This is a genomic window from Micromonospora sp. NPDC050784, from assembly GCF_044456765.1.
GTDB classification, from domain to species: Bacteria; Actinomycetota; Actinomycetes; order Mycobacteriales; family Micromonosporaceae; genus Micromonospora; species Micromonospora foliorum.
In genome coordinates this window covers 329,559-355,319 of the sequence record NZ_JBITGG010000004.1, presented here as the reverse complement: position 1 = coordinate 355,319, position 25,761 = coordinate 329,559, and the positions used below count along the sequence as shown (strand labels likewise).

General features: G+C 71.4%; 25 protein-coding genes. 8 read left to right on the top strand and 17 right to left on the bottom strand.

Annotated elements, in window-relative coordinates:
• The first annotated feature begins 268 nt into the window (after positions 1–268).
• Entirely contained in the window at positions 269–1,633 is a 1,365-nt protein-coding gene (locus tag ACIBD9_RS08020) for an HNH endonuclease (protein ID WP_396715606.1), read from the top strand.
• 28 nt (positions 1,634–1,661) lie between these two features.
• On the opposite strand, the gene ACIBD9_RS08015 is transcribed toward ACIBD9_RS08020, so the two are convergent.
• A complete protein-coding gene (locus ACIBD9_RS08015; protein ID WP_396715604.1) occupies positions 1,662–2,540 on the bottom strand; it encodes a fibronectin type III domain-containing protein in 879 nt (292 codons plus the stop codon).
• A 257-nt stretch (positions 2,541–2,797) separates the two neighbouring features.
• On the opposite strand from ACIBD9_RS08015, the gene ACIBD9_RS08010 reads away from it, so the two are divergent.
• Positions 2,798–3,652, top strand: coding sequence for a hypothetical protein (locus tag ACIBD9_RS08010; RefSeq protein ID WP_396715602.1), 855 nt, complete (start codon positions 2,798–2,800; stop codon positions 3,650–3,652).
• A gap of 65 nt (positions 3,653–3,717) precedes the next feature.
• Here the strand turns inward: ACIBD9_RS08010 and ACIBD9_RS08005 are convergent, their stop codons facing one another.
• Positions 3,718–3,939, bottom strand: coding sequence for a hypothetical protein (locus ACIBD9_RS08005; protein ID WP_387167433.1), 222 nt, complete (start codon positions 3,937–3,939; stop codon positions 3,718–3,720).
• A gap of 126 nt (positions 3,940–4,065) precedes the next feature.
• A complete protein-coding gene (locus ACIBD9_RS08000; protein ID WP_396715600.1) occupies positions 4,066–5,049 on the bottom strand; it encodes a hypothetical protein in 984 nt (327 codons plus the stop codon).
• A 50-nt stretch (positions 5,050–5,099) separates the two neighbouring features.
• Between ACIBD9_RS08000 and ACIBD9_RS07995 the strand changes: the two genes are divergently transcribed.
• Positions 5,100–5,735: a hypothetical protein gene (locus ACIBD9_RS07995; protein WP_396715598.1), complete on the top strand. Its 636-nt coding sequence runs from the start codon at positions 5,100–5,102 to the stop codon at positions 5,733–5,735.
• Between the two features lie 5 nt (positions 5,736–5,740).
• Here the strand turns inward: ACIBD9_RS07995 and ACIBD9_RS07990 are convergent, their stop codons facing one another.
• From ACIBD9_RS07990 to ACIBD9_RS07965, 6 genes are all read right to left on the bottom strand, one after another.
• The gene (locus tag ACIBD9_RS07990; RefSeq protein WP_396715596.1) at positions 5,741–6,109 is read right to left on the bottom strand and encodes a DUF4180 domain-containing protein; all 369 of its coding nucleotides are present in this window, start codon (positions 6,107–6,109) and stop codon (positions 5,741–5,743) included.
• On the bottom strand, positions 6,102–6,554 hold the full coding sequence (locus ACIBD9_RS07985) for a helix-turn-helix domain-containing protein (RefSeq protein ID WP_396715594.1): 453 nt from the start codon (positions 6,552–6,554) through the stop codon (positions 6,102–6,104). Before ACIBD9_RS07985 ends, ACIBD9_RS07990 begins: the two co-directional genes overlap by 8 nt.
• Positions 6,555–6,667: 113 nt before the next feature.
• A complete protein-coding gene (locus tag ACIBD9_RS07980) occupies positions 6,668–8,452 on the bottom strand; it encodes an FtsX-like permease family protein (protein ID WP_396715592.1) in 1,785 nt (594 codons plus the stop codon).
• 1 nt (position 8,453) lies between these two features.
• A complete protein-coding gene (locus tag ACIBD9_RS07975) occupies positions 8,454–10,241 on the bottom strand; it encodes an FtsX-like permease family protein (RefSeq protein ID WP_396715590.1) in 1,788 nt (595 codons plus the stop codon).
• A 1-nt stretch (position 10,242) separates the two neighbouring features.
• The gene (locus tag ACIBD9_RS07970) at positions 10,243–10,956 is read right to left on the bottom strand and encodes an ABC transporter ATP-binding protein (RefSeq protein WP_396715588.1); all 714 of its coding nucleotides are present in this window, start codon (positions 10,954–10,956) and stop codon (positions 10,243–10,245) included.
• Entirely contained in the window at positions 10,953–11,492 is a 540-nt protein-coding gene (locus ACIBD9_RS07965) for a PadR family transcriptional regulator (protein WP_396715586.1), read from the bottom strand. The genes ACIBD9_RS07970 and ACIBD9_RS07965 overlap by 4 nt, the downstream gene beginning before the upstream one ends.
• Before the next feature lie 103 nt (positions 11,493–11,595).
• On the opposite strand from ACIBD9_RS07965, the gene ACIBD9_RS07960 reads away from it, so the two are divergent.
• Positions 11,596–14,943, top strand: coding sequence for an ATP-binding protein (locus ACIBD9_RS07960; RefSeq protein ID WP_396715584.1), 3,348 nt, complete (start codon positions 11,596–11,598; stop codon positions 14,941–14,943).
• Between the two features lie 113 nt (positions 14,944–15,056).
• Here the strand turns inward: ACIBD9_RS07960 and ACIBD9_RS07955 are convergent, their stop codons facing one another.
• Genes ACIBD9_RS07955 through ACIBD9_RS07945 form a run of 3 tightly spaced genes read right to left on the bottom strand, consistent with a single transcriptional unit; the run spans position 15,057 to position 17,506 of the window.
• Entirely contained in the window at positions 15,057–15,914 is an 858-nt protein-coding gene (locus tag ACIBD9_RS07955) for an ABC transporter permease (protein ID WP_396715582.1), read from the bottom strand.
• Positions 15,911–16,924 (bottom strand): ATP-binding cassette domain-containing protein, encoded by a 1,014-nt coding sequence (locus tag ACIBD9_RS07950; protein ID WP_396715580.1) that lies wholly within the window; start codon positions 16,922–16,924, stop codon positions 15,911–15,913. The genes ACIBD9_RS07955 and ACIBD9_RS07950 overlap by 4 nt, the downstream gene beginning before the upstream one ends.
• 27 nt (positions 16,925–16,951) lie before the next feature.
• Positions 16,952–17,506 carry an NADPH-dependent FMN reductase gene (locus ACIBD9_RS07945; RefSeq protein WP_396715684.1) on the bottom strand — a complete coding sequence of 185 codons (555 nt, stop codon included), beginning with the start codon at positions 17,504–17,506 and terminating at the stop codon, positions 16,952–16,954.
• Between the two features lie 131 nt (positions 17,507–17,637).
• Here ACIBD9_RS07945 and ACIBD9_RS07940 point away from each other — a divergent pair, with 131 nt between their 5' ends.
• Positions 17,638–18,153 (top strand): GNAT family N-acetyltransferase, encoded by a 516-nt coding sequence (locus ACIBD9_RS07940; RefSeq protein WP_396715578.1) that lies wholly within the window; start codon positions 17,638–17,640, stop codon positions 18,151–18,153.
• Between the two features lie 25 nt (positions 18,154–18,178).
• Here the strand turns inward: ACIBD9_RS07940 and ACIBD9_RS07935 are convergent, their stop codons facing one another.
• Together ACIBD9_RS07935 and ACIBD9_RS07930 are read right to left on the bottom strand one after the other, a co-directional pair.
• Positions 18,179–19,165: an aldo/keto reductase gene (locus ACIBD9_RS07935; RefSeq protein ID WP_396715576.1), complete on the bottom strand. Its 987-nt coding sequence runs from the start codon at positions 19,163–19,165 to the stop codon at positions 18,179–18,181.
• An 81-nt stretch (positions 19,166–19,246) separates the two neighbouring features.
• Positions 19,247–19,999, bottom strand: a complete 753-nt coding sequence (locus tag ACIBD9_RS07930) for an SDR family oxidoreductase (protein WP_396715574.1) — start codon at positions 19,997–19,999, stop codon at positions 19,247–19,249.
• Positions 20,000–20,101: 102 nt separating this feature from the next.
• On the opposite strand from ACIBD9_RS07930, the gene ACIBD9_RS07925 reads away from it, so the two are divergent.
• Positions 20,102–20,944, top strand: coding sequence for a helix-turn-helix transcriptional regulator (locus ACIBD9_RS07925; RefSeq protein ID WP_396715572.1), 843 nt, complete (start codon positions 20,102–20,104; stop codon positions 20,942–20,944).
• 94 nt (positions 20,945–21,038) lie between these two features.
• Here ACIBD9_RS07925 and ACIBD9_RS07920 read toward each other — a convergent pair whose 3' ends face one another.
• Together ACIBD9_RS07920 and ACIBD9_RS07915 are read right to left on the bottom strand one after the other, a co-directional pair.
• The gene (locus ACIBD9_RS07920) at positions 21,039–21,890 is read right to left on the bottom strand and encodes an aldo/keto reductase (protein WP_396715570.1); all 852 of its coding nucleotides are present in this window, start codon (positions 21,888–21,890) and stop codon (positions 21,039–21,041) included.
• A 97-nt stretch (positions 21,891–21,987) separates the two neighbouring features.
• A complete protein-coding gene (locus tag ACIBD9_RS07915; RefSeq protein WP_396715568.1) occupies positions 21,988–22,953 on the bottom strand; it encodes a LysR substrate-binding domain-containing protein in 966 nt (321 codons plus the stop codon).
• Between the two features lie 52 nt (positions 22,954–23,005).
• Here ACIBD9_RS07915 and ACIBD9_RS07910 point away from each other — a divergent pair, with 52 nt between their 5' ends.
• Both ACIBD9_RS07910 and ACIBD9_RS07905 read left to right on the top strand, forming a co-directional pair.
• Positions 23,006–24,010 (top strand): serine hydrolase, encoded by a 1,005-nt coding sequence (locus ACIBD9_RS07910; protein WP_396715566.1) that lies wholly within the window; start codon positions 23,006–23,008, stop codon positions 24,008–24,010.
• Between the two features lie 154 nt (positions 24,011–24,164).
• Complete coding sequence (locus tag ACIBD9_RS07905; RefSeq protein WP_396715564.1) at positions 24,165–25,157, top strand: MBL fold metallo-hydrolase; 993 nt, start codon at positions 24,165–24,167, stop codon at positions 25,155–25,157.
• Positions 25,158–25,199: 42 nt separating this feature from the next.
• Here ACIBD9_RS07905 and ACIBD9_RS07900 read toward each other — a convergent pair whose 3' ends face one another.
• Complete coding sequence (locus ACIBD9_RS07900; protein ID WP_396715562.1) at positions 25,200–25,739, bottom strand: DUF1697 domain-containing protein; 540 nt, start codon at positions 25,737–25,739, stop codon at positions 25,200–25,202.
• Positions 25,740–25,761: the final 22 nt, after the last annotated feature.

The following is a 25,761-nucleotide window of genomic DNA, read 5'->3' as shown; positions in this document are numbered from 1 at the left end:
GCCGCTTTCTCCTGCTTTGCAGCCTGTCGTCATGTCGCAGACCGTATCGGGCCCAAGGCGACGGCCGCTGCCGCCAGCCGGCTTCACTCCCCGGCCGGCCGGTCTGCCAGCACTGTCCACCTTGGCCGCTGCTGGTCGGGTGATTGGTCCGTTCCGCGAATGCCGGAGTCGGCGGGGCGGTGGCGAGTCTCAGAACTCATTAGCATCAGGCTCCCTCGGCCACGCGCAAGTTGCGAGCCGTCAGCCTTGGTCGATGAGGAGTCGTGGCATGTCTGACGAGCATGGTGGCAAGAGCCAGTTCGAGCGCTTGGTGGCCGGCCCGTTCTACTCGGCTGTTGTGGCTGCGAATCGTGCTTACCTGAAGGTGGCCGTCCCCGACGCGTCCGCTACGGAGCGGGAGTACTGGACTCTTTCCTGTCTACCGAAGACAACATCGAATCCGCGCCGGCTCTCGGCTGTCTCCATGAAGACGATGGAGACCTTCGTCCTACACGAGCCCACCAGGCCGGCGAAGGACGGGATGGTCGAGGGCTTTGTGATCGTACCGCGGTCAGTCCTGGATCGATACTGGCCCAAGCGTCGCTCCTTCGAAAAAGATTTTCCCGGGCTGACTCTCGAGGATTGCGACTACGAGGACGCGGGTGTGGATCAGGTCCGGGTCATCGGCTGGCACGACGAGCTGATCGCCGCACTCGCGGACGAGCGTTTCGCCGCTGCGGTGCGTGACCTGACTACGCCACTGCTCGCCGTGCGGACGATGCAGGGTGCCGGTCACAGTTACTCACTGGTCGACCACGTCCTGGGTCGCGCTACCCGCCCTGCCGGGTGGATCTACCCGGCCAACGAGCGGAGTGCGGCATGGGGGGATGATCCAGGAGTCATCGAGACCTTCCGTGGCATCCGCGAGGGCGATGTCGCGGAGTGGCACCTCTCCTCCTGTTTCCACCAGATCAAGGCTGGGGACCAGATATGGATCTACGCCACGGCACCTCACCAACGTCTCGTCGCTGCCGGCGTCGCCTGGTCGGATCCGTGCCAACGAGTGGACGAGGGCAACACCTACTGGACGCTAGAGATCCGCTGGGACCTTGGATTGACCCGCTCGCTGCTATCGACAGTCGTTGCCGCGTCGGACGTGCTCGAGGTGCAGGTCCAGCGGGTGCGCGCACTGCGGCAAGGCGAGACCGACAAGCTCAGCAAGGTTCTGGCCGATGTTCGAGCCCCCGAGCCGGAGGGCCTGCCCGAGGGCCGGCGGCGCCGCCTCGCGCAGGTCACCGCGCGGCAGGGTCAGGCAGACTTCCGCCTTCGGCTACTTGCGGCGTACAACGGTCGGTGCGCAATCACTGGCTGCGACGTCGAGGCCGTACTGCAGGCGGCGCACATCTCTCCGTATGACGGACCCGCCACGAATCGCGTCACGAACGGCCTGCTGCTTCGCGCTGATCTGCACAATCTCTTCGATCGAGGTTATCTGTGGATCGACGGGTCTTACCGGGTCCATGTGGCGGCCGGGTTTGATCACTACGCCAAGCTGGACGGGCAGCGACTTTCGCTCCCGCCGGTGGACGACCGACCGGACAAGGAAGCGCTGGCCCACCACCGGAGCGAAGCGATAAAGCGGCTGCTCGCCTGACGGTGTTGCGACGTCCGCCCAGGCGGGGTCAGGAGTAGGTGTCGCCGAACTCGCGTACCCCGTCGACGTCCAGCGTGATCCGGTCGTTCGCGGTCCACTGCCCGGTTGCCGCGAGCCAGCTCGGGTCGTCGCGTTCGTCGATGTCGCTCCAGCTGTGCCGGTGGTGCCGTAGCTGGATCGGCCCGGTCGACTGGCCCGGCGCGAGCGTGCCGTCGGTGAAGGTCAGCTCGACCCAGCCTGGAACAGGCGTACCCGGCGGAGGGCCCGGCGGCGCTGGCGTCGTCAGCGCCGAGGGCGCGCCTGGCGGGACGAAGAACTGCACGGTCTGCCGGATTCGGTCACAACCCAGCACGGCCCAGTCGCAGTTCGGCACCAGCGAGGTGTTGGCGCCATCGAAGCGCAGGTGGTAGCGCACCCGCACCGTGCTCAGGTCGAGTGGCCCGGTGCCGGTGTTTGTCACCTTGAGGAGGTACTGGATCTGGTTGTTCGTGGGGGACCAGTCCAGGTTGAGGTAGCTGACCGTCGCGCGGCCGGCTGCGGTGCGCACGGTGGTGGTGGGCGAGGTGTCGGAGTAGCCGCCGAGCGCCCGGGCGGCAACAGCGATCCGGTACGTCGTGCCGGGCGCGAGGTCGGTCAGCGTGATCGTGGTGTCGGTGGTCGAGCCGAGGAAGCGGTACGTGTTGGGCCCCAGCGGCGCCTGTATCTCGTAGTTGATCGGTTGCTCCGCGCCGGGTTCGACCCAGGCGGAGGGCGCCCAGCTGAGCGTGAGCTGATGTGGCTCGTTGGCCACCACGGTGGGTGCGCCGGGGGTGCTGATCGCCGGGCCGTCGGCGCGGGCTGCGTTGACGGCGAGCAGGCTCGCCAGCGCGGCGAGAGCGATGGTGGCGGTGACGCGGCGAGCGGACATAGCCGAATGGTATGCACAGGCATCGATGTCTGGGCATCGTCCGTCAGTCCAGTGACGGTGACGAGGGGTCCAGTCCGTTACGCGACGTAGTCGGCTTGGAGATAATGCCTGGTCAGGGGATTACCTAGCGTGAACCAGTCATCACGAACGGCCTCGACGTCGGCGTCGCACCTGCCGCCCCGTCCGGCCTCAGACGGGAGAAACCCATGCGTACTCAGAACAAAAGTCGGCGGCTCCGCGCCCGAGCGTCCGTACTCGTGCTCGGTCTTGTCGCGGCCGGAGCGGTGCTCGCCCCGGCGAGCCCGGCATCCGCCGCGGTCCCCGGTCTGGTGCGGGTCGCCGCGACCAGCGTCAGCAACTCGGCCGACTTTCACAGCGTCACGGCGACCTGCCCGGTCGGGAAGGTGCTCACCGGCACCGGCTACGAACTGAACGGCGTGACCGGTGAAGGTGTCGTCGACGACCTGCGCCCAAACGGTGGCGTCGCCACGGCACCGACGGCGGTAACCGTCGGCGCCTACGAGACCGAGGCGTTCGCGGGGAACTGGTCGGTGACGGCGTACGCGATCTGCGCCAACCCGCTGCCCGGCCTGGTCCGGGTCTCCGCGGTCAGCGTCAGCAACTCGACCGACTTCCGCAGCGTCACGGCGACCTGCCCGGTCGGGAAGGTGCTCACTGGCACGGGCTACGAACTGAACGGCGTGACCGGTGAAGGTGTCGTCGACGACTTCCGGCCCAACGGCGGCGTCGCCACGGCTCCGACCGCGGTCACCGTCGGCGCGTACGAGTCGGACGCCACGGCCCTGAACTGGTCCGCGACCGCGTACGCGATCTGCGCCAACCCCCTCGCGGGCCTGGTGCGCACCTCGGCCGTGGGGGCCAGCACCTCCCTCGACTTCCGCAGCGTCACGGCGACCTGCCCGGTCGGGAAGGTGCTGACCGGCGCCGGCTACGAGCTGAACGGGGTGACCGGCGAGGGCATCGTGGACGACTTCCGCCCCAACGGCGGCCCCGCGACCGCCCCGACGTCCGCCGCGTCCGGCGCGTACGAGGAGGACGCGTTCGCCGGGAACTGGTCCGACACGGCGTACGCGATCTGCGCCACGCCGTAGAAACCGGTCAGCCGGTGCAGCCGCCCTGCGAACGCGCGAGCCGCTGCACCGGCTGAGTGGTCGGCTCAGGAGCCGCCTTGGCGCTGGATCCGCCCGTCGCCCGAGACCTTGGCCCGGCCCAGGTCGCGTTCAGTGCCGGCCGGGCCGGTCGCGGTACGGCGGTGCCGTTGGTCGGGCGAGTGCTCCACGGGCGAGCCCTGGCGGCCCGGAGCGCCGCTGCCCGGGTGTCGCCGGCCTCGTGCCGACTCGCCGCCGCTGTCGTGTTTGTTCTGCTTGTGGCTACCCATGGACCGCGCGTACCCGGTCACTGTGCGGCTAGTCCTGAGCCCCCGTCAGCTCCAATGCCGTCCCGACCGGCTCGGTCCACTGTCTGGCAGCGATCGGCCCGGTCGACGCTCCGGGAGCGAGTGGTCTCACGGATTCCAGTAGACGAGAACCCTGGCCTGGTCGAAGCGTCGATCCTCCAGGTCGGCACGCTGGATCACCCAGTGGATGGTCGCGCCGCCCTGTCTGCCGCCGTGGAACTCGGCCAGCAGAACCCAGTCACCATGGTCGGGCGGCCCACCACCGCGCACCGGCCCGTCGGAGCCGGACCAGCCCGAGGGGTTGGCGCCCAACCACGCGGGGTTGAAGCCGTTGCAGTCAGTGCCGTAGCCGCCCAACAGCAGCGGCGTTGTCCAGCCTCCGAAGGAGAACATGCCGTCCGACACGTTGCCCAGGACGTCCTGCCACACCTTGGTCATCTCTTCGAACGGGGGATCTCCCGGCAGCGGCGGAGACCACGGGGGCCCCGGGATCGTCTTGACGTAGGGCAGAGAGATGTCGACCGTGAGGTGCAGATCGCCCTGCGGGATCTCCGCGTAGACCTCGGCACACTCCTCGTCGTCCGGCGAGAAGCCCGGCGGATGCTGCTCTCGCTCGTCGACGGCCACGCCCGCCGGCACGTACATCACTTCGCCGTAGCCGTCTTCCTCGGGCCAGCCGAACAACAGCAACTGGCCGTCGGACGGTAGCGGAAGGTCGGTCACGTCTGCCGGAAGAGCAGCGCAGTCGATGGTGGCGATCAAGGGAAACTTGGGGTCCTCGGCGTCGGCCGGGAGCATCACGGGCCCACGGATGGCGCCCACGACCGGCCCGTCACCTCCCTGTGTCAGGAGGGCAGACGGGCGGGCGAGCCCGAGCCAGCGCGCCACGTCGGCGGCGGGGATGCCGCGGCGCAGCGCCTCGGCGCGGACCTGATCGAGGATCTTCACGTTTCGGGGAAGCACGGGAGCACCGTAGGTCAACCAGGCGACGTTCTCGATCCCGCCGATTGCTGGCTGCCCGGAAGGCAGGCGCCCATGCAGCCAATACCGCGATTTGCCGTCGACGGGCGGTGTGTGGAAGCGCCCGACCATAGCGTCCGAACCGCTGAGTTTCGCGAGCGCGCGATCTGTGGGAGGCGACCATGCAGACGACCGAGGGTGTGGTGTTACCGGGCGAGCGGACCCCGGTCACCGTGAACGTCGACCGCTGGCGGGCGGGGCTACCACCAGACGCGTGGCCCGAGGGCCTTCCTGTGACCGGCGAGCTCTGGCGGCGCGACGTCTTCGCGGTGGCCGACGCGTACCGGGCGGGGTCCGCGAGCCCACGGCACCTACTGACGGCCGCGCTGGTCTGGGCTTACGGCCCCATCGGGTACGGCCCGTGGCGCGCCGCCAGGTCGCTCGACGCCGATCCGAACGGCAAACGCCTGGCGTACGCGCTGGAGGAGGTGGCCACGCCAGCGCCCGACGAGGACGCGCTGCGTACGGCGTACCGCCGCCTCCGCGACCCCGACCACGCCCGTCTGCCCTGGTTGGGGCCGGGCCTGTGCACGAAGGTCCTCTACTTCGTCGGCTACCGGCGTGGGACGGGCGGGGTGCAGCCCCTGATCCTCGACCGTGTCGTGGCCAGCCAACTCCCCGCCGAGGCGGGTGTCGGCCGGCGCAACGGCTGGTCGTCCGAGGAGTGGCTGGCCTACCTGCGCTGGGCGGCCGAGCAGGCTCGGGTCAGGGGCGTGGAGCCGGACGCGGTGGAGATGGCGGTCGTGCCCGAGCGGTGAGGTGGCTATCGGGCGGCGCGTAGGCGGGCGTCCAGCGCGTCGAGGTCGGGGACGAACCAGATCTGCCCGCCCTGGTTCGACTCGTGCACCAGTGCGCGCAGTGCCGAGCTGTCCGCCAGATGGGTCGAGATGTCGCCGACGATGGCCAGTCGCACCCGGTAGTTGACGAACTTCTGCATCACGTCGCCGGCGAAGCGGGTGCCCAACGAGAAGAAGCGCTCGTCGAGCCGGTTGGCCGGCACGGCCACCACCTGGGCGCCGAGGAACGCCGCGCCGATCAGGTCCAGCGCGTCCTGCTCGGTGGCCACCGGCGGCCCCAACGGGTCGCAGACCAGCACCGGCACTCCGGCGCGTTCCTGGATCTCGTCAGACATCGCGAACCTCCCGGTTGAGCAGGCCATTGTCGGCGTTGAGGACGGCGTCGAGCAGGTGCAGCAGTTCGGCGGTGGCGGCGGGGTCACCCAGGATGATGATCTTCGTGCGGTGGCGTTCCTCGTCGTGCACCGTCTGCACCCGCAGCGGGTGGGCCTGGTCGTGGGCGGTGTTGGCGCTGGTGAGCACGAGCGTGCCGAGCCGGTCGGCGGCGGCCCGGTCAACGCCGTCGATCTGGACGATGCTCGACACCTCCGCCTGACCAGTCAGGGGAGCGGCGGCCGGGGCCTGCCCGGTGAGGGCGTCGAGGTCGCTGGCGGCGATCCGGTACTGCTTGCCGATCCGCACGGCCCGGAGCCGGCCCGAGCGGATGTAGCCGCGCACGGTGCGTACGTGCAGGTTGAGCCGTTCGGCCACCTGCTCAACCGAGTACATTTCTTCCGTCATCACTCCCTATCCTACCCACGTATGGGAAGTTTAGGGAATGATGGGATTGACTCGTTGGCGTTATCAGCTCCAAAGGGCCTCGCTGTCATGTGGTGACCGCTCGTCAGCAGTGGTCAGGGGCCTGCGGATCGGAGGGCGTCCGCGACCGGGCGGCGTGCGGCGACCAGCGCGGGGATGGCGGTGACCGCGGCGACCGCGAAAAGGAGTCCGCATGCCGCGGTGACCGTCCAGGAGGCGGGCGGGTATCGCTCCCCGTCGAAGAAGAGGTACAACCCGATGCCGAAGGGGATCCCGGCTGCGACGCCGGGTACGGCGGGGAGTAGCTGCGCCACGGCCAGCCCCATGCCAGCCTGGGCGGGGGTCGCGCCCAGTGCGCGGGCGACCGCCAGCGGGTGCTGGGTGTCGAGGACCGCGGTCCAGGTGCTCACGATGGTGTTGAGCAGCGCCAGGAAGCAGGCCACGCCGGCGACGATGAGCATGGCCTGGAGGGTTCGCTCGTTGCGGGGGTCGGGAAGTTCGGAGTAGCCCAGATTCAGTGGATCGTCGTCCTGCGCCAGGATCGTGAGGACGGCGGCGAGCGCGGCCGTGCTGATCAGGGTGTTCACCGTGACGAGCCGGGCGCGGTGTGGCCGGCGCGCGTTGATACGCACCCCGATCAGCAGGGCAGTGGGCAGCCGGCGCGACAGCCAGATCGTCCACCGCCGACGACGTGGTGGCGTGGGGGCGTCGGCCAACGCCTGGACGGTGCTGCTGGCCGCGGCGCGTAACACCGGCCCCAGGGTCGCCGCGACGGCGATCGCGAGGGCGAACGCGGTGGCGGTGACCACCACGCGCAACGGCGGGTACACGCCGACGGAGCCGACAAATCCGGCGCTGGGGCGGAACAGCAGAGGCGCGGTGAACCAACCGATGGCCAGGCCGGCCCCGGCAGCGGCCAGCCCGATCACGACGTATTCGGCCAGGTGGACGGCGGCTATCACGCCGGGCCCGGCGCCGACGGCCTTGAGTAGCCCCACCCGGCGTCGCCGGGCGATGACCCGGCCCGCGACGATGCCGGCGACGCCGACCACCGCGAGGCCGGTCAGCAACCAACTGCCGACCACCAGGGCCGTCTCCGCCTGCCCATTCTGTCGACCGCTGCTTTCGGCGATATCGCGCGCCGTCCGAAAGATCCAGCCGCGGAAGCGGAGATCGCTGCCCGACGGGTCGACGACCCTGGCGCCGGCTTCTCGGTCGGCCAGCGTGAGGTTCAAGGTGTACGACAGCGGCTGTTTCCCGGCGAGGGTGGCGATGTCACGATGATCGACCCAGACCAGGCCGCCCTTCTCCACCAGATTCGAGCCCGGTAGGTGCCACCGAACCTGCGGGTACACCGGCCTGGCGGCGGTGACCGCGAACCCGACCACGTGCAGCGGGTGGCCGTCGACGCTGACCATGTCACCGACGTGCATGCCGAGGGCGTCGGCGAAGGTCCGCTCGACGACCACGCCGCCGGGGCGTACCCAGGTCCCGTCGGTCACCGCTGGTCGGTCGACGGCAGCGGGCGTGCCGTCGCGGCCCTCGACGACGACCCGGACCGTCGTGTCGCGGGCGGTCAACGCCAGGAAGGCCACCGGGTACGGCCCGCCGTGGTCGGTGATGCCGGGCATGGTCGTCAGCCGGGCGAGCGCGTCCAGGGCCTGCGGCCCGGGGAAGCCCGGCTCCACCACCAGGTCCGGGCCCGCTGTGGCGACCCGGGTCCGCTCGTACGGGCGTGTGACGAGTTCGTTGAGGGTGAGGCCGAGGGTCAGCGTCGCGGTCGCGGCGGTGATCGCGACCAGCAGCAGCACGTTCTCGGTCCGGTGCCGACGCAGCCCTCGGGTCAGCAGTCGGCAGATGAGCAGCAGGCGGCCCGCCACGTCAGCGCACCCCGGCCTGAAGGGTGTCCGCGACCGGGCGGCGTGCGGCTGCCACGGCCGGGATGGCGGTGAGCGCGACGACGGCGAGCGGGACGCCGAGCCCCGCAGTGAGCATCCAGGAGGCGGGGGCGTGCTGGTTGTCGTCGCCGGCGAAGAAGGTCAAGATGCCGAGAAGTAGTCCAGCGGCGACGCCAGGTATCGCGGGCAGGAGCTGCGCCACGGCCAAGCCCACGCCGGCCTGGGCGGGGGTCGCGCCGAGCACCCGGGTGACCGCCAGCGGGTGCCGGGTGGAGAGGACCGCTGTCCAGGTGCTCACGACCGTGTTGAGTAGCGCCAGGAAACACACCACGCAGACGACGAGGATCATGGCTTGGGTGGTTCGCTCGTCACGGGCGTCCGGCAACTTCGAGTAGCCGAGATCCACCGGGCTGCGCTCCTGCGCCAGAGCCATGAGCGCGGCGGCGAGCGCGGTCGTGGTGATCAGGGTGTTCACCGTGACGAGCCAGGCCCGGCGGGGCCGACGTGCGTTGATGCGTACCCCGATCAGCAGGGCGATGGGCAGTCGACGGGACAGCGAGATGACCCAGCGTCGGCGGCGCGGCGGCACGGCGGCATCGGCCAGCGCATGAGTGGTGTCGGTGGCGGCGGCGCGTAGCACCGGCGCCAGGGTCGCCGCGACGGCGATCGTCAGGGCGAGCGCGGTGGCCGCGGCCACCATTCGCAGCGGTGGTGGGTGCATGCCGACGGAGCCGAGGAGCCCGGCGGTCGGGCGGAACAGTGGGGGCGCGGCGAGCCAACCGACGGCCAGGCCGGTGCCGGCGGCGGCGAGCGCGATCACGAGGTATTCGGCGAGGTGGACGGCGGCGATCATGGCGGGCCCGGCGCCGACGGCCTTGAGTAGCCCCACCCGACGGCGTTGGCCGATGGCCCGGCCCGCGACGATGCCGGCGACGCCGACCACCGCGAGGGCGGTCAGCAACCAGCTGCCGATCATCAGGGCCTGCTGTGCTGGCGCATTCAGCCTGCCGTTGGTGTCGGCGATCTCCTGCCCGGTGCTGAATCGCCAGCCGCGGAAGCGGGCATCTCCGCCCGACGGATCGATCACCGCGGCACCGGCCTGCGGGTCGGCCAGTCTCAGGTTCACGGTGTACGACAGCGGCTGCTCGCCAGCGAGGGTGGCGATGTCGCCCCGCTCGACCCAGACCAGGCCGCCGCCCTCGGTCAGGATGCTGCCCGGCAGGTGCCACCCGGCGCGCGGGTATGCGGGCCTGGCGGCGGTGACCGCGAACCCGGTCACGCCCAGCGGGTGGCCGGCGACGCTTACCGTGTCGCCGACGTGTACGCCGAGGGCGTCGGCGAAGGTGCGTTCGACGACCACGCCGCCGGGGCGTATCCAGGTGCCGTCGGTCACCGCCGGTCGGTCGACCGCAGCCGGCGTACCGTCGCGGCCCTCGACGACGACCCGTGCGGTCGTGTCACCGGCGGTCAGCGCCAGGAAGGCCAATGGGTACGGCCCACTGTGGTTGGTGACGCCCGGCAGGGTAGTCAGTGGCGCGAGCGCGTCCAGGGAATGCGGTCCGGGCTGTCCCGCCTGCACCACCAAGTCCGGGCCTGCGGTGGCGGCCCGGGTCTGCTCGTACGGGCGGGCGACGAGTTCGTGGAGGGTGAGCCCGAGGGTCAGCGTCGCGGTCGCCGCGGTGATCGCGAGCAGCAGTAGCAGGGTTTCGGTCCGGTGTCGCCGCAGGTCCCGCACGAGCAGCCGCCATATGAGCAGCAGGCGGCCCGCCACCTCAGCGCACCCCGCCATGTTCGCCGACGAGCAGGCTGTCGTCGGCGAACGCGCCGTCCCGCATCGAGATCACCCGGTCGGCGACCGCCGCGATGCGGGCGTCGTGCGTGACCACCACGAGGGTCTGCCCGGTGTTGCGCAACTCCTCGAACAGCCGCAGCACCTCCAGGGTGGCGGCGCTGTCCAGATTGCCGGTCGGCTCGTCGGCCAGAACGACCTGCGGCTCGTTGCTCAACGCGCGGGCGATGGCGACGCGTTGGCGCTGGCCGCCGGACAGGGCCGAGGGCAGGTGTGTGGCGCGGTCGGCCAGCCCGACCTGGTCGAGCAGGTGCAGGGCGCGCCGCCGAGCACGACCCGGCGACCATCCTGCCAGCAGGGCGGCCATCTCGACGTTCTCCACCGCGGTGAGTTCGTCCATGAGATGGAAGGACTGGAAGACGAGACCTATGGCGTCGCGCCGTAGCCGGGCGAGGGCCCGCTCGCTCATCGTGTCGATCCGCCGGTCGGCCAGCCACACCTCGCCGTCGGTGGGGCGTTGCAGCCCGCCCAGCAGGTGCAGCAGGGTGGACTTGCCGCAGCCACTCGGCCCCATGATCGCCAGCGTCTGGCCGGCGGGCACGTCCAAGTCGACCTCGTCGACCGCGCGTACCAGCGCACTGTCCCAGCCGTACCACCTGCTCAGCCCACGCGTCCGCACCGCCATCGACCCGGTCATGCCCCCGCCTTCCGTCCCGCTCGACCACGCTCGGACCACATGCGTTCGCACGCCTCCAGCCACTCCAGATCAGCCCGCAACCGCAACACGACGCCCTCCAACAGCAACCCGGCAACCGGATCCACCGACCGCTCCAACGCCGCCCGTTGCGCGTCGCGCAGACGGCGCAACACCTCACGCCGTTGCGCGTCCACCAACGCCACCGGATCGGCCAACCGGGCAGCCGCGGCGGCCACCAGCTTCAGGTGAAACTCCGTGAGGTCCGGCTTCGGCCAGCTCACCTCGGTCAACCAGCCAGCGACACGCTGCTGCCCGGCCGGGGTCAACGCGTAGACCCTTCGGTCGGGCCGGTCCGGCAGGCCGTCGGCCCGCTCTGAGGTCACCAGACCGGCCTTCGCCAACCGGGCCAGCGTCACGTAGACCTGCCCCGCGTTCATCGCCTCGCCGAGCGGGCCGAGCGCGTTCCGCATCCGGCTGCGCAGCTCGTACCCGTGCGCCGGCTCCTTGGCCAGCATGGCCAGCACCACGTCCTGCACCCCGGCACACCCCTCGAATCGACCGCTAATAGATAACCGCTAGCTATGGCACTGTCAAATCTCGACGCTCAGCGTCGGACGGTTCCAGTACGGTCTGGGGACCATGGACGCGCTCGGCGACGCCATCATCGGGCGGGATCACCCCGCAGGCCTGCTGCGCGCCGAGTTGGATCGCGCCACCACCAGCCACGGCGGTCTCGTCCTGGTCACCGGCGAGCCGGGCATCGGCAAGACGACCCTCGTCACGTCGGCGGCCCGGGAGGCCCGGCAGCGCGGCGCGCTGGTGCTCGGGGCCGCCTGCTGGGATTCCGACAGCGCCCCCGGCTACTGGCCGTGGGTGCAGGTGCTGCGCGGCCTGCGGCGTTCCGCCGACGACTGGGCGGTGGCGCGGCAGTCCGCTGACCCGGCGCTCGCGGCCCTGCTCGGCCAGTCCGGCGTCAGCGGCGAGCAGGCCGGCCGCCTCGTCAGTTGGTCCGGCGTCGACCCGGGCCCGGACGCCGCCGACCAGGAGGCGTTCGCGCTGTACGACGCGGTGACCGCCGCAATGGTCGCCGTCTCCCAGCACCGGCCGGTCGTGGTTGTCCTCGACGACCTGCATTGGGCCGACCCGGCCTCACTGCGGTTGCTGAGCTTCGCCGCGCAGCACACCTGGTTCGAGCGGCTCCTGTTGATCGGCACCTACCGCGACGCCGAGGTCGAGTCGGGCGAGCACCCGTTGCGCCCGTTGCTGATGCCGCTGGTCGCGAAGGCCACCACGATCACGCTCACCGGTTTCACCCGCGACGAGGTGGCCGCACTGATGGCCCGGACCGCCGGCCGGGAGCCCGAGGCCGGCCTGGTCGACGAGGTGCACCGGCGCACCGGCGGCAACCCGTTCTTCGTCGAGCAGACCGCGCGACTCTGGCACGCCGACGACGCGGTCGGCACGATCGCACCCGGCGTACGGGAGGCGGTGCGCCGCCGCCTGGCCCAACTACCCGCCGCCGTGGTCGAGGCGCTCACCGTCGCGGCCGTGCTGGGGCGCGAGTTCCACCGTCAGGTCCTCGCGGCCTGCGCGGCCGCCCCGGCGGCGCAGGTCGACCGGCTGCTCGACCGGGCGGTGACCGCCCGACTGGTGGTCGCCCGGGGCGGTGGCCGCTTCGCCTTCGCCCACGACCTGGTCCGCGAGACCCTCTACGACGGGCTGACCGACGACGACCGGCGGGCCCGGCACGGCGCTGTCGTCCGGGCGGTCGACGACCTGCGGGAGCTCACCGACCGGCTGATCCCGGCCGACCTCGCCCGGCACGCGTACCTGGCCGGCCCCGCGCTCGACCGGGCCCGGGTGGCCACGCTGCTGGTCGCCGCCGGTAGGGACGCGTTCGCCCGGCTGGCCGGCGACGAGGCGGCGGTGCACTTCCGCCGAGCCCTCGAGGTCGTCGAAGACCCGGCACAACGAGTGCGGATCCTGGTCGAGTTCGCCGAGTCGCACTATCACCACGCCCGCCGGGAAGAGGTCACGCGACTGCTGGCCGAGGCCGCCAGGCTGGCCCGTTCACTCGACGACCCGGTGTTGCTGGCCCGGGTCGCGCTGACCGTGAACCGCTCCCGCCAGGTGGAGACCGCCCAGTCGGTCGAGGCGGCGGAGTTGGTGCGCGAGGCGTACCGCCGGTTGCTCGGCGAACCGGACGCCACCGCGACGGTCGGCGCCCTCGTCGCGGACCTGATCACCGCCAGCGAGACGATCGCCCGTCGAGGGCAGGACGACGAGGCGCTCACCTTCAGCCTCTGGGCCCGCCACGACACGACCTGGGGGCTCGGCACCGCCGCCACCCGGGCCGCGCTCACCGCCGAGATCCGGGACGTGGCCCGTCGGACGGGCGACCGGGAGACCGAGCTGTGGGCCACCTCGCTGCGCTGGGTGGCGTTGCTGGAGCTGGGCGACCCTCGTTTCGCCGAGGAGTTGACCACCTTCGTCGACGCCGAACGGCAGGACGACTTCGCCCGGCACCGGATGGCCGCGGCCGTCGACAGCGGGATCATCGCGGCGTTCCAGGGTGACTTCGCCACGGCCGACGAGCGGTTCGCCGTCCTCACCGACCAGACCGACCCGGGCCACATCGAGTTCGGGTTCATGGGCCACCACCTTCGCTGGTCCCGACTGCTGCTCCAAGGCCGGCTCGACGAGGCCGCCGCGCTGGTGGACGGGCTGGCCCCGATCGACTACCCCTACCGGGAGTTGCTGCGGGCGATCACCGCGGCCGAGCGGGGAGACGGCGAGACGGCGATCCGGCTGACCGCCAGCATCGAGGCCGCCGCCATCCGGTACCCGCGTCCGGTGTCACCGCTCTGGCTCCGGCTACGTGCGCAGGTCGCCGCCGCGTCCGCCGACCCACAACGCTGCGACGCCGCGCGGGCCGCCCTCGCCCCACACCGTGGAGAGTGGACGGTTGGGCTCTTCGGCTGTGATATCAGTGGCCCCGTCGACCACTGGCTGGCGCTGATCGACGCCGCCCAGGAACGCTGGGACGACGCCATCGCCGGCTTCACCGCCGCTCGGGACTCCGCCGACCGGCTGGACTCCCGACCCTGGTCCCTGCTCGCCCGCACCGGCCTCACGAACGCCCTCGCCGGCCGAGGCCAGCCGGGCGACGCCGCGACGTCGGCCGCGCTGCGCGCCGCCGCCGTCCAGGAGGCGACCGCTCTCGGCATGACGCAGGTGCTCCACCGGCTCGCCGTCCCGACAGCCCTCGACGCCGAACTTCCAGCCCAGGCCGTCGCATCGGTCCAGGCTGCTGGGTCGGGCCAGGGTCTTGGGTCGGCCCAGGCCGTCGCATCGGGCCAGGCCGTCGCATCGGGCCAGGCCGTCGCATCGGGCCAGAGTGTCGCGCCCGGCCAGGCCGCGCCGGTCGCGGTTGCCGTCGAGGGGTACGAGTTTCGGCGCGACGGGCCGGTCTGGCAGCTCGCGTACGACGGTGTCGTGGTGCACCTGCCCGACGCCAAGGGCCTGCACGATCTGCATCTGCTGCTCAGCCGCCCGGGCAGCGACGTGCCGGCGGTCGAGTTGCTCGACCCGGCGGCCGGGCCGGAACTGGTCGCCGCCCGCCGGATGGGCGCCGACCCGGTCCTCGACGACGAGGCGAAGGCCCGCTACCGGCGGCACCTGGCCCGCCTCGACGAGGAGATCGACCGGGCCGCCACACGCCACGACGAGCGGAAGGTGTCCAAGCTGGACGCCGAGCGGGTTGCGTTGCTCGACGAGCTGCGTGCCGCGGCGGGGCTGGCTGGCCGGAGCCGCCGCCTCGGCGACGAGGCCGAGCGGGCCCGCAAGACGGTGACCGCGCGAATCCGCGACACGCTCCGCAAGCTCGACGACCGACACCCGGCACTGGCCAGCCACCTGCGCGACGCCGTCTCCACCGGCACCACCTGCCGTTACCTACCCCCCAACCCCCTGCCCTGGCGGCTCTAACCCACCCCAGCCCACCCCAGCCCTCCGCGATCTTGCACTTTCGGTCGTCGATTCAGGTGGATTTGCCACCCTTGTCGGGACAGTAAGTGCAAGATCGCGGAGGTGGGTGGGGGTTAGCGGCGGTTGTACTTGTACATGGTCAGGGTGCCGAAGACGAGGACGAAGCCGGCGCTCCAGAGCAGCAGCCACATCGTGGCCGACGGGTCCGACTCGCCGCTCATCGCTCCCCGGATGGCGGCCACCAGCTGCGTCACCGGGTTGACCTTCACGAACGCCTGGAGCCAGCCCGGCATGGTGCTCGGCTCGACGAAGACGTTGCTCAGGAACGTCAGCGGGAACAGCACCATCATGCTGACCCCCATCACCGACTTCTCGCTGCGCAGGATCAGCCCGAAGAACGTCCACACCCAGGAGAACGCGAACGAGAAGACCACCAGCAGCCCGATCCCGGTGACGACCCCGACAACCCCGCCCTCGGGGCGGAACCCGAGCACCAGCCCGAGGCCCAGGATCACCACGGCGGCGAGGATGTAGCGCAGCACGTCGCCGAAGATCATGCCGACCAGGGCGGCCGGGCGCCAGACGGGCAGCGTCCGGAACCGGTCGAAGATGCCCTTCTCGATGTCGGTGTTGAGGCCGACGCCGGTGTACATGGTGATCATGACGACGCTGGTCACCATGATGCCGGGCAGGAAGAACTGCAGGTAGTCGCGCGGGCTGCCGGCGAGGGCGCCACCGAACAGATACGTGAACATCAGCACCATGATGATCGGGAACGCGGTCACGTCGAACAGCTGCTCCGGCACGTGCTTGATCTTCAGCATGGCCCGCCAGCCGAAGGTGAGCGACGCGCCCAGCGCGCTCGGCCGGGGCGGTCGGGCACCGGGCGCGAGCACGGTCGCCAGCGCCTCGGCGGACGGGACGTAGACGGACGGCGCCCGCTCGGTCGTGGTTGTCGTGGTGTCGCTCATCGGGCTGCCTCCAGCTCGTCGTCGCGCTCGTCGGTCGGCACGGCGGGGTGGTCGGTCAGGGCCAGGAAGACCTCGTCCAGGCTCGGCTGGCCGAGGGAGAAGTTGTCGACCACGATGCCGGCGCGGGCCAGGTCGCTGAGCACGCGAGCGGCCTGGGCACTGGCGTCGAGGTCGGTGCCGGCCTCACCGACGCGGGCGGTCAGCGCCGCCGGATCGGCGGCGAGCTGCACCGGCACGTCGAGCGCCTCCCGGAGCACCCGTTCCGCCTCGGGGCGCTGTGCGGGGTCGCGCAGTCGCAGGTGGACGGTGCCGGAGCCGATCGACGACTTCAACTCACCCGGGGTGCCCTCCGCGATCACCCGGCCGTGGTCGACGACCGCGATCCGCCCGGCGAGCTGGTCGGCCTCGTCGAGGTACTGGGTGGTCAGCAGCACCGTCGTGCCGTGCGACACCACCGCCCGGACGATCTCCCACACCTGGTTGCGGCTGCGCGGGTCGAGACCGGTCGTCGGCTCGTCGAGGAAGAGCAGGTCCGGGGTGTTCAGGATGCTGGCGGCGATGTCGATGCGTCGCCGCATCCCACCCGAGTACTTCTTCACCTGGCGGTCGCTCGCCTCGGTCAGACCGAACGCGGCCAACAGGGCCGCCGCGCGCTCCCGAGCGGCCGCCTTGCGCAGGCCGAGCAGGCGGGCGAGGAGCACCAGGTTCTCCGTGCCGGTCAGGTCCTCGTCGACGGAGGCGTACTGGCCGGTGAGGCTGACCCGGGAACGGACCTTGTCGGCCTCGGTGACCACGTCGTGCCCGAAGACCTGGGCCGAGCCGCCGTCGGGTCGCAGCAACGTGGCGAGCACCCGGACCGCGGTGGTCTTGCCCGCGCCGTTCGGGCCGAGCAGGCCGTAGACGGTGCCGGCGGGCACCTGGAGGTCGACGCCGGCCAGCGCCCGGGTGTCCCCGAACGAGCGGGTGAGACCTTCGGCCTCGATGGCCAGACCGGTGGTGCGTCTACTCATGATCCTTACCTTTCGTGGTGGGCGTTTTCAGGAGACGTAGGGTCGAGCGGCCCGGCCGTCGCGCAGTGCCAGGCCCCACCAGCACAGCTGGTCGAGCAGGACGCCGACGTCGCGTTGCAGCTCGTCGGTGCACTGGGCGGTCGGCTCGCCGGCGAGCAGGTCGATTCCGACGACGTCGCGCACCGTCATCGCGTGCAGTGCGGTGAAGACCGTTCGGAGCTGGTCGACCGCGTGCTGGCCGGTGGACCGACAGCCGTACGACACGAAGCCGACCGGTTTGGCCTGCCACTCGTCGTACGCGTAGTCGATGGCTTGTTTCAGGGGTGCCGGGAAGCTGTGGTTGTACTCGGGGGTGACCACGACGAACGCATCCGCCCGGCCCACCTCGCGGACGAACGCCCGGATGGACGCGGTCGGCTCGGCGGGATAGGTGGCCGGGAAGTCGTACTCGGTCAGGTCAACGACCGTCACCGCCAGCTCGTCGTGCCGCGCGGTCTGCTCGACGAACCAGTGGGCGAGGCGGTCGCCGACCCGCCCCTCCCGGGTGCTGCCGACGATCACGGCGATCCGCAACGGTGTCATGGCCACCCCCCCTCCATCCTGAAGGCGCGAGGTCACGACCGGCGCCCGCTAGATCCGACCTAGCGGGCGCGGTTTCGAGGCGGAATGTCGGTGGCATCGGCTTGACTGGGGTCGACGAACAGGGGAGCGGAATGGCACAGGTACGCATCGAGCCGTGGCACGAGGACGACCTCGACCTGCTGCGGCAGCTCAACTCACCGGACACCCGCAAGCACACCGGTGGCCCGGAGACCGACGAGCAGGTGCTCGCCCGGCACGACCGGTACGTGCACTTCTCGGGCACCGAGCAGGGCTGCATGTTCACGCTGGTGCTGCCGGACGGGGCACGGGCGGGCAGCGTCGGCTACTGGGCTCGCGAGTGGCGCGAGCAGCCGGTGTACGAGCTGGGCTGGGCGGTGCTGCCCGCGTACCGGGGGCAGGGCCTGGCCACGGCGGCGGTGCGCGCGGTGGTGGACGTCGCTCGCGCCCGACGGGACCGGCACTACGCCCACGCCTATCCCTCGGTCGACAACCCCGCCTCGAACGCGGTGTGCCGCAAGGCCGGGTTCACGCTGCTCGGCGAGACCGGCTTCGAATACCCGCCGGGGAAGATGATGCGCGCAAACGACTGGCAGCTCGACCTGACCGCCCCACCGACCGCAAGCTGAGGTCGGCGGGGCGGCCGGTGACAGGTCACCAGGTGGTGTCGAGGCGGTGCCGTTGCTCGGCGGTCAACTCCAGGTCGACCGCTGCCAGGCTCTCCTCCAGTTGCGCCACGGACGAGGCGCCCACCAGCGGAATGGACGGCAGCTCACCGCCCAGCAACCAGGCGAGCACCACCTGGTTCACCGTCGCGCCGCTCTGCCCGGCCACCTCCCGCAGCGCGGCGAGTCGCCGGGGTGCGCTCGGCAGGTCGTACGCCGAGCTGAGCGGCTTGTCCGCCCGGGTGAACGCCCCCTTGAGCAGCGGCGAGTAGGCCACCAGGGTCAGCTCCGGCTCGGCACGCAGATAGCTGAGCAGGTCACCGCTGACGCCGCCCGGCTCGCCGTCCGGGTCCAGCTCGCTGATCAGGTCGGTGCGGTTCGGCAGGTAACTGCGGTGGTACTGGAGCACCTCGTACCCGGGCAGGCCGGCGGCGGCGGCCAACGCACGGGCCCGCTCCACCCGCCAGGCCCGGTGGTTGCTGGCGCCCAGCAGACCCACAGTGCCCTCGGCGACCAGCTCGGCGAAACCCTCCACGGTCTCCTGGAGCGGTACGGTCCGGTCCTCGATGTGCGCGTAGAGCAGGTCCAGCCGCTCCACCCCGAGCCGGTCCCGGCTGCGTTCCGCCGACTCGCGGATCACCTTGGTGGAGAGACCCTCGGCGTTGTCCAGGTAGCTGGTCCCCGGGGCCAGTGGTCGGGCGCCCAGCTTGGTGGCGATGACGATCTCGGGGCCGACGCCCCGGCTGCGCCGCCACCGGCCGAGCAGCTCCTCACTCTGCCCGCCCTGCCCGCCGTCGATCCAGAACGCGTAGTTGTCCGACGTGTCGATGAACGTGCCACCGGCCTCGACGTACCGGTCGAGGATCGCGTACGAGGTGGCCTCGTCGGTGGCGCTGCCGAAGAGCATCGCACCGAGGCTGAGCACGCTGACCTCGCGCCGGGTCGCCGGGTCAGCGCCGATCGTGCGGTACCGCATGGGGGTCTCCTCTCGTGCGCCCTACCGGTGGGCGCACCTGTCACCCTGCCGGCTGGAGCGCACTCCAGGTCAAGCGTTCAGTCACCAGGGCAGCACGCCGTACCCACCGCCGGCCTCCATCTGGTAGCCCCACAGCAGCCCGTTCGGCCCGTCGGCCGGCAGGGTCGCCAGGTGCACGCTCACTTCGGCGCCCTGCTCGGCCGTGCGGAAGCCGCTGTTGCCGTTCAGGTCGGTGGCGCAGTAGCCCGGGTTCGCCGCGTTCACCTTGATCGTGGTGTCCCGCAGCTCCTTGGCGTACATCGCGGTGAGCATGTTCAGCGCCGCCTTCGACGACGGGTACGGCACGGAGGTCAACTCGAACAGCGCGCCGTTCGGGTCGGTCATCACCGCGATCGAGCCGACCTCGCTGGACACGTTGACGATCCGGGCGGCCGGTGCCCGGCGCAGCAGCGGCAGCAGCGCGTTGGTCACCGTCACCACCCCGAAGACGTTCGTCTCGTACAGCCGGCGCAGCGTCGCCACTGTCGTCTCGCTGGGCAGCCCCCGCGCACCGTCGGCGAGGACGATGCCGGCGTTGTTGATCAGCACGTCCAGCTGGCCGTACTCCGCCTCCACCCGCTTCGCGGCGGCCGTCACCGACTCGGCGTCGGTGACGTCGAGTGGCACGAACACCGCGTCCGCGCCGCCGTCGCGCAGCTCCCGCTCCGCGGCCCGGCCCCGCTCGGCGTCCCGCGCCCCCACCAGCACGGTCATCCCGAGGGCGCCGAGCTGCCGGGCGGTGGCGAGGCCGATCCCCTTGTTGGCCCCGGTGATCAGGGCGATCATGTTCGTCATGCCGTCGAGCGTGTCCGCGCCGACGGCGTTCGAGGAGAGTCGGGCCGAGGCTGGGACCGGTGGTACCACCCGGGCCGGCCCGCTCCGGGGCATGCTGGGGGCATGACGAGCAGCGGGCTGCGGCGGGACGAACTGGCGGCGTTCCTGCGTACCCGCCGCGCCCGGCTGCGCCCCGCCGAGGTGGGGCTGCCCGAGGGCGAACGCCGACGCACCCCGGGCCTGCGCCGGCAGGAGGTCGCGCAGCTCGCCGGGATGTCGATCGACTACTACATCCGGCTGGAGCAGGGTCGCGGGCCGCACCCGTCTCGGCAGGTCCTCGCATCGATGGCCCGGGCGCTGCTGTTGAGCCGGGACGAGCGCGAGTACCTGTTCCGGATCGCCGGGGAGAATCCGCCGCCGACCGTCGGCCCGAGCCGGGAGGTGACGCCCGGACTGCGGCACCTGCTCGACGCCATGACCGAGACCCCGGCGTACCTCGTCGACGCCGCGTACCACGTGCTGGCCTGGAACCGCCTGGCCACGTACTTCCTGGGGGATCTCGCGGCCGTGCCGGACGCGGAGCGCAACATGATCCGCTGGACGTTCCGGCAGCCGATGACCGAGGGCCACTGGACCGACGCGGACACCCGCCGGTTCGTGCAGAGCACGGTGGCGGACCTGCGCGCCGCCTACGGTCGCTACCCGGCCGACCCGGCGATCCGTGAGCTGGTCACCGAGCTGCTCGGCACCTCGCCGCGGTTCGCCCAACTCTGGGCCGAACACGAGGTGGAGGAACGCCGTCCGGTGATCAAGCGGGTGCCGCATCCCCGCCTGGGCTCGTTGGAGTTCGAGTGCCGGGTGTTGCTGGTACCGGAGACCGAGCAGCGGCTGATCGTCTATGTCTCCGAGCCCGACTCGCCGACCCAGGCGGTGTTCCGCCGGATCGCCGAGCGCGTCGGCTCCTGACCTCGGCGAAGAGCGCTATACCTCAGAGTCATATTTATGACTCTGAGGTATAGCGCTCACCGGAACATCAATCGCCGGCGGCCGGCGGCTCAGGTCACTTGGGGACGTAGGCGAAGGTGTCCGGGTTCGGGCCCTGCCGGCCGGCCTCATCCTTGTCCAGTGCGGTGATCCGCTCCATCGCGGCGTCGTCCAGCTCGAAGTCGAAGATCCGGGTGTTCTCCTCGATCCGCTTCGGGGTGGTCGACTTCGGGAAGATGATGTCGCCGCGCTGCACGTGCCAGCGGAGCACCACCTGCGCCGGGGTCCGGTCGAGCTGCTCGGCGATGTCGACCACCGTCGGGTCGTCGAGCACCTTGCCCTGCGCGATCGGCGACCACGCCTCGGTGAGGATGTTGTGCGCACGGCCGTAGGCGCGGACCTCATCGTTGCCGAAGTACGGGTGCGCCTCGATCTGGTTGACCACCGGTACGACGCTCGCCTCGTCGGCCAGCCGCTGCAGGTGCGACACTTGGAAGTTGGACACGCCGATCGAGCGGGCCCGACCGTCGCGCTGGAACTCCTCCAGCACCTTCCAGGTCGAGACGTAGTCGCCGTCGTACAGGGTCGGCAGCGGCCAGTGGATCAGGAACAGGTCGATGTAGTCCATCTTCAGCGCCGCCAGCGTCGAGTCGAACGCCCTGCGGGCGTCGTCGGGGCGGTGGAAGGCGTTGTTCAGCTTGCTGGTCACGTAGACCGAGTCCCGGTCGAGGCCGGACACGCGTACCGCCTCGCCGACCTCGGCCTCGTTGCCGTACATCTCGGCGGTGTCGATGTGCCGGTAACCCACCTCGAACGCCGTGGTCACCGCCGCGACGGTGTCCTTCGGCTCGATCTGGAACACCCCGAAGCCGAGCTGCGGAATGGTGGTGCCGTCGTTCAGGCTGATGTCGGGAATCGTGACTGCCACTGCGGCTCCTTCGCGTCTTCGTTAACTGTCATCCATACCCGCGTGGGTGGACGATTCACCGCCCAACCGGAGGTGACGAACGCAACGGCGGATCGGTTCACCCGGTCGTGTCGAACAGCACCGGCCACGGCCGTGCCGCCGGCACCGACGTCGCGGGCGGCGCGGGCGCGGTGGGCTCGGCGTCGGCCAGCACCTCCGCGGCGAGTTGGCCGAACATCGCCGCCGCCGGGTGCGCCGACCGGTCCGGCCAGGCCGCCGAGGTGCGCTTGGCCAAGGGCACGTCGGTGATCGGCCGCCAGGCCATCCGGGGTTCCCGGCGGGCCACCGCCGCCGGTTCCACCGCCACGGCGCCCCCGGCCAACACCAGGCCGAAGAGGAACTCCGGATTGCGGGCCGGGCGCACCCGGGCCGGGCGCCAGCCGTGCTGTCGACACACCGCCAGCAGGTGGTCGTGCCAGCCGGGCGCGGTGGCGCGCGGTGCGGCCACCAGATCCAGACCGGCCAGCGACGCGAGCGTCACCTCGCGGCCGCGGGCCAGCGGCGAGGTGCGCGGCAGCAGCACCCCCAGGGGTACGTCGACCGGAGCGCCGAAGCGCAGCCCGTCCGCCGCCACCGGGTGATGTACGAGCCCCACGTCCAGGGTCCGCTCGGTGAGCATCCGCACCTGCTCGGCCGTGGTCAGCTCGTGCAGCTCCACGTCCAGGCCGGGCGCCCGGCTGGTGAGCCCGTCCAGCAGCGAACGCAGCGTCACGGCGGGCGTCTCCGGTGGCACCCCGGCCCGGAGTACGCCCAGCTCACCGGCGCGGACCTGCCCCATCAGGCTGCGGAGCCGACCCTCGCCGGCGAGCAACTCCTCCGCCTCGCCGAGCAGCAGCTCACCGGCGGTGGTGAGGCGTACCTGGCGGCGGGACCTGTCGAACAGCTCGACCGTCAGCTCCCGTTCCAGTCGCTGGATCGACTGACTCAGGGGCGGTTGGGCCATCCCGAGTCGCTCCGCGGCCCGCCCGAAGTGCAGTTCGTGCGCGACCACCACGAAGTGCCGCAGGTGCCGGAGCAGATCCACGGCCGGGACCCTACGCCAGCGCGGCCACGGCGGCGCTGGATACCGTGCTGGCGTGGACGTGGAGGAACGGATCGAGGCCATCTTCGCCGCCGTCGGGGTGACGGCCAGCCTGCACGTCGTGGACCTGGACGCCGTCGACCTGAGCGCCGACGGCGGCGGCCCGGTCGGCGGCCCGGTCGGCGGCCCGGTCGGCGGCCCGGTCGGCGGCCCGGTGGGCGGCCCGGTGGGCGGCCCGGTCGGCGGTCCGGCGGGTGGCCTTCGCGAGGTCGGGGTTCGGGCCGACGAGCAGGTGGTGATCGCCTCGATCTTCAAGATCCTTCTGGTGTTGGAGTTCGCCCGGCAGGTCGAGGCCGGTCAACTGGATCCGACCGAGCGGGTCCTGGTCACCGCCGCCGACCGGCTCGGTGGGTGGGGTCTGGCCGGCTGCACCGACGACGCCGAGGTGTCACTGCGCGACCTTGCGTACTTCGCCATGTCGGTAACCGACAACACGGCCGCCGACCTGCTGCTGCGCCGGGTCGGCCCGGACCTGCTGCCGATGCTCGCCGTCGAGCTGGGGCTGACCCGTACCCGCGTTCTCGGTGGTCCTCGGGAACTGGTCGAGATGATGCTCGCCGACGTCGGCGCCCGGACCGAGGCGGAGTTCGCCCGGATCTTCCCGACGCTGCCGGCGGAGCGGGTCCGGGCCATGCGGGTCTTCGACCCCGCGCACACCACGTCCAGCACCGCGCGGGAGATCACCCGGCTGCTCACCCTGATCTGGCGGGACGAGGCCGGGCCCGCGGCGGCCTGCGCGATGGTCCGCACCTGGATGGCCCGGCAGATCTTCTGGACCCGGCTGGCCGCCGGTTTCCCGCCCGGCGTCCGGGTCTCCGGAAAGACCGGCACCCTGCCCGGGTTCCACCTGGAGGCCGGCGTCGCCGAATACCCCGACGGCGGCCGGTACGCGGTCGCCGTCTTCGCCCGTGCCGAACAGTTGACCCCGCGCCGCATCGACGTGGACCTGGCCATGGGGGACGCCGCCCGGACGGCCGTCGAGGCGCTGCGCGGCGACTGATTTCGCGCCCCTCCGAGCGTCGTCGCACCGCCGCCGACCAGCACCGATATCCGTTGGCGTATCGAAGCCTACGGCCTTTGATCTTGGACCGCGGCCCGGTGGCGCTGGTTGGCTCGTGGTCGACCCATCGCCCGACCTCGGGGAGTAGATCCGCATGCCCAGTCTCGACCGCCGACGCTTCCTGCGCGACGCCGCCACCACCGCCCTGGTCTCCGCCGGTGGCCTCGCCGCCGGCGTCGCCACCCCGGCCCAGGCCGCGCCGACAACCGCCACACCCACGCCGACCGCCACACCCACGCCGACCGCTCGCCGCAAGGGCGCGGTCAGCTTCCGCTGGTGGGGTACGGCCGGCTGGCGCGTCGACATCGGCGACCGCACCGTTCTCGTCGACCCGTTCCTCAGCCGGATCGACACTGGGCTGTTCACCGGCGCGTTCCGGACGGACACCCCGTTGACCGTGCGCACCGACGTGATCGACCCGCGGGTCGACCGGGCCACGACGGTGCTGGTCACGCACACCCACTGGGACCACTTCATGGACGTGCCGTACATCGCCAAGCGCACCGGCGCGCGGGTGTTCGCCACGCTTACCGCGTACCACCTGGGGTTGGCCTACGGATTGCCGTCGACGCAGCTCAGCGCCGTGAAGGGTGGGGAGGTGCTGGACTTCGGCGACCACAGCGTCGAGGTGGTCGGCTCGCTGCACAGCCGCAACCCGTCGTACTCGGTGGCCTTTCCCGGGGTGCGGGTGACCCCGCCGCCGCAGCCGGCCACCATCGCGGACCTGCCGGAGGGCGACACGCTGGGCTACCTGCTGCGGGTCGACGGCGGCCCGTCGGTCTACTTCACCGGGGCCAGCGACGTCGCCGAGCGGAACCTCACCGGCCTCGCACCCGACGTGGCGATGGTGGCCATGCAGAGTGCCACCACCACCGGCGACTACCTGCCCCGGCTGCTGGCCGGCCTGGACTACCCGAAGGTCGTGGTGCCGGTGCACTACGACAACTTCGAGACGGCGTTGCAGAACCCGCCGCCGGTCGCCCCGACCGACCGCACCCGGTTGAACGAGATGATCGAGGCGGTGCGCCGGATCTCACCGCGCAGCCGGGTGCTGGTGCCCGAGTACGAGACCGCGTACCACTTCTGACCAACGTCGGTGGGGGTCGCCGGACCGCGGCCCCCACCCCGGTCAGGAGCCGGTCAGCTCCGCCAGGGCCCGCACCGACTTCCAGTTGCGGGAGGTGGCCACCACGCCGAGCTTCTTCTCCAGGTACGCGTTGGTGAACTTCGACCGCCCGTAACCGCCCTCGACGTAGTGCAGGAACACCTCCCGACCGGTCACCGTGAACGACACGTTCTCGCCACCCGGCACAGTGAGCGCGTCCACCGCGGACTTCTTCGGTGCGGTGGCGAGGAAGGCCACCAGCAGTCGCGTCGGGTCGTCCTCCCGGTCGGCGTACGGGTTGCCGCCGGCGATCGCCGCCAACTCCCGGCCGCTGCGCACCAACACCGGCACGGTCAACGCCAGCTCGTCGGTGAGCGCCCGCTCGATCCCGGCGGCCAGCTTCTCCGCGTCGCGCACCGTGCTGCCGAAGGCCACGTTGCCGCTCTGGAGGTACGTCTTGACGTCCTCGTGGCCGAGGTCGGTGACGATCCGGCGCAGGTCGGCCATCGCCAGCCGGGTGGTGCCGACGTTGACCCCGCGCAGCAGGGCGACGTACCGGGTCATGGCTCCTCCTGGATGTGCGGCC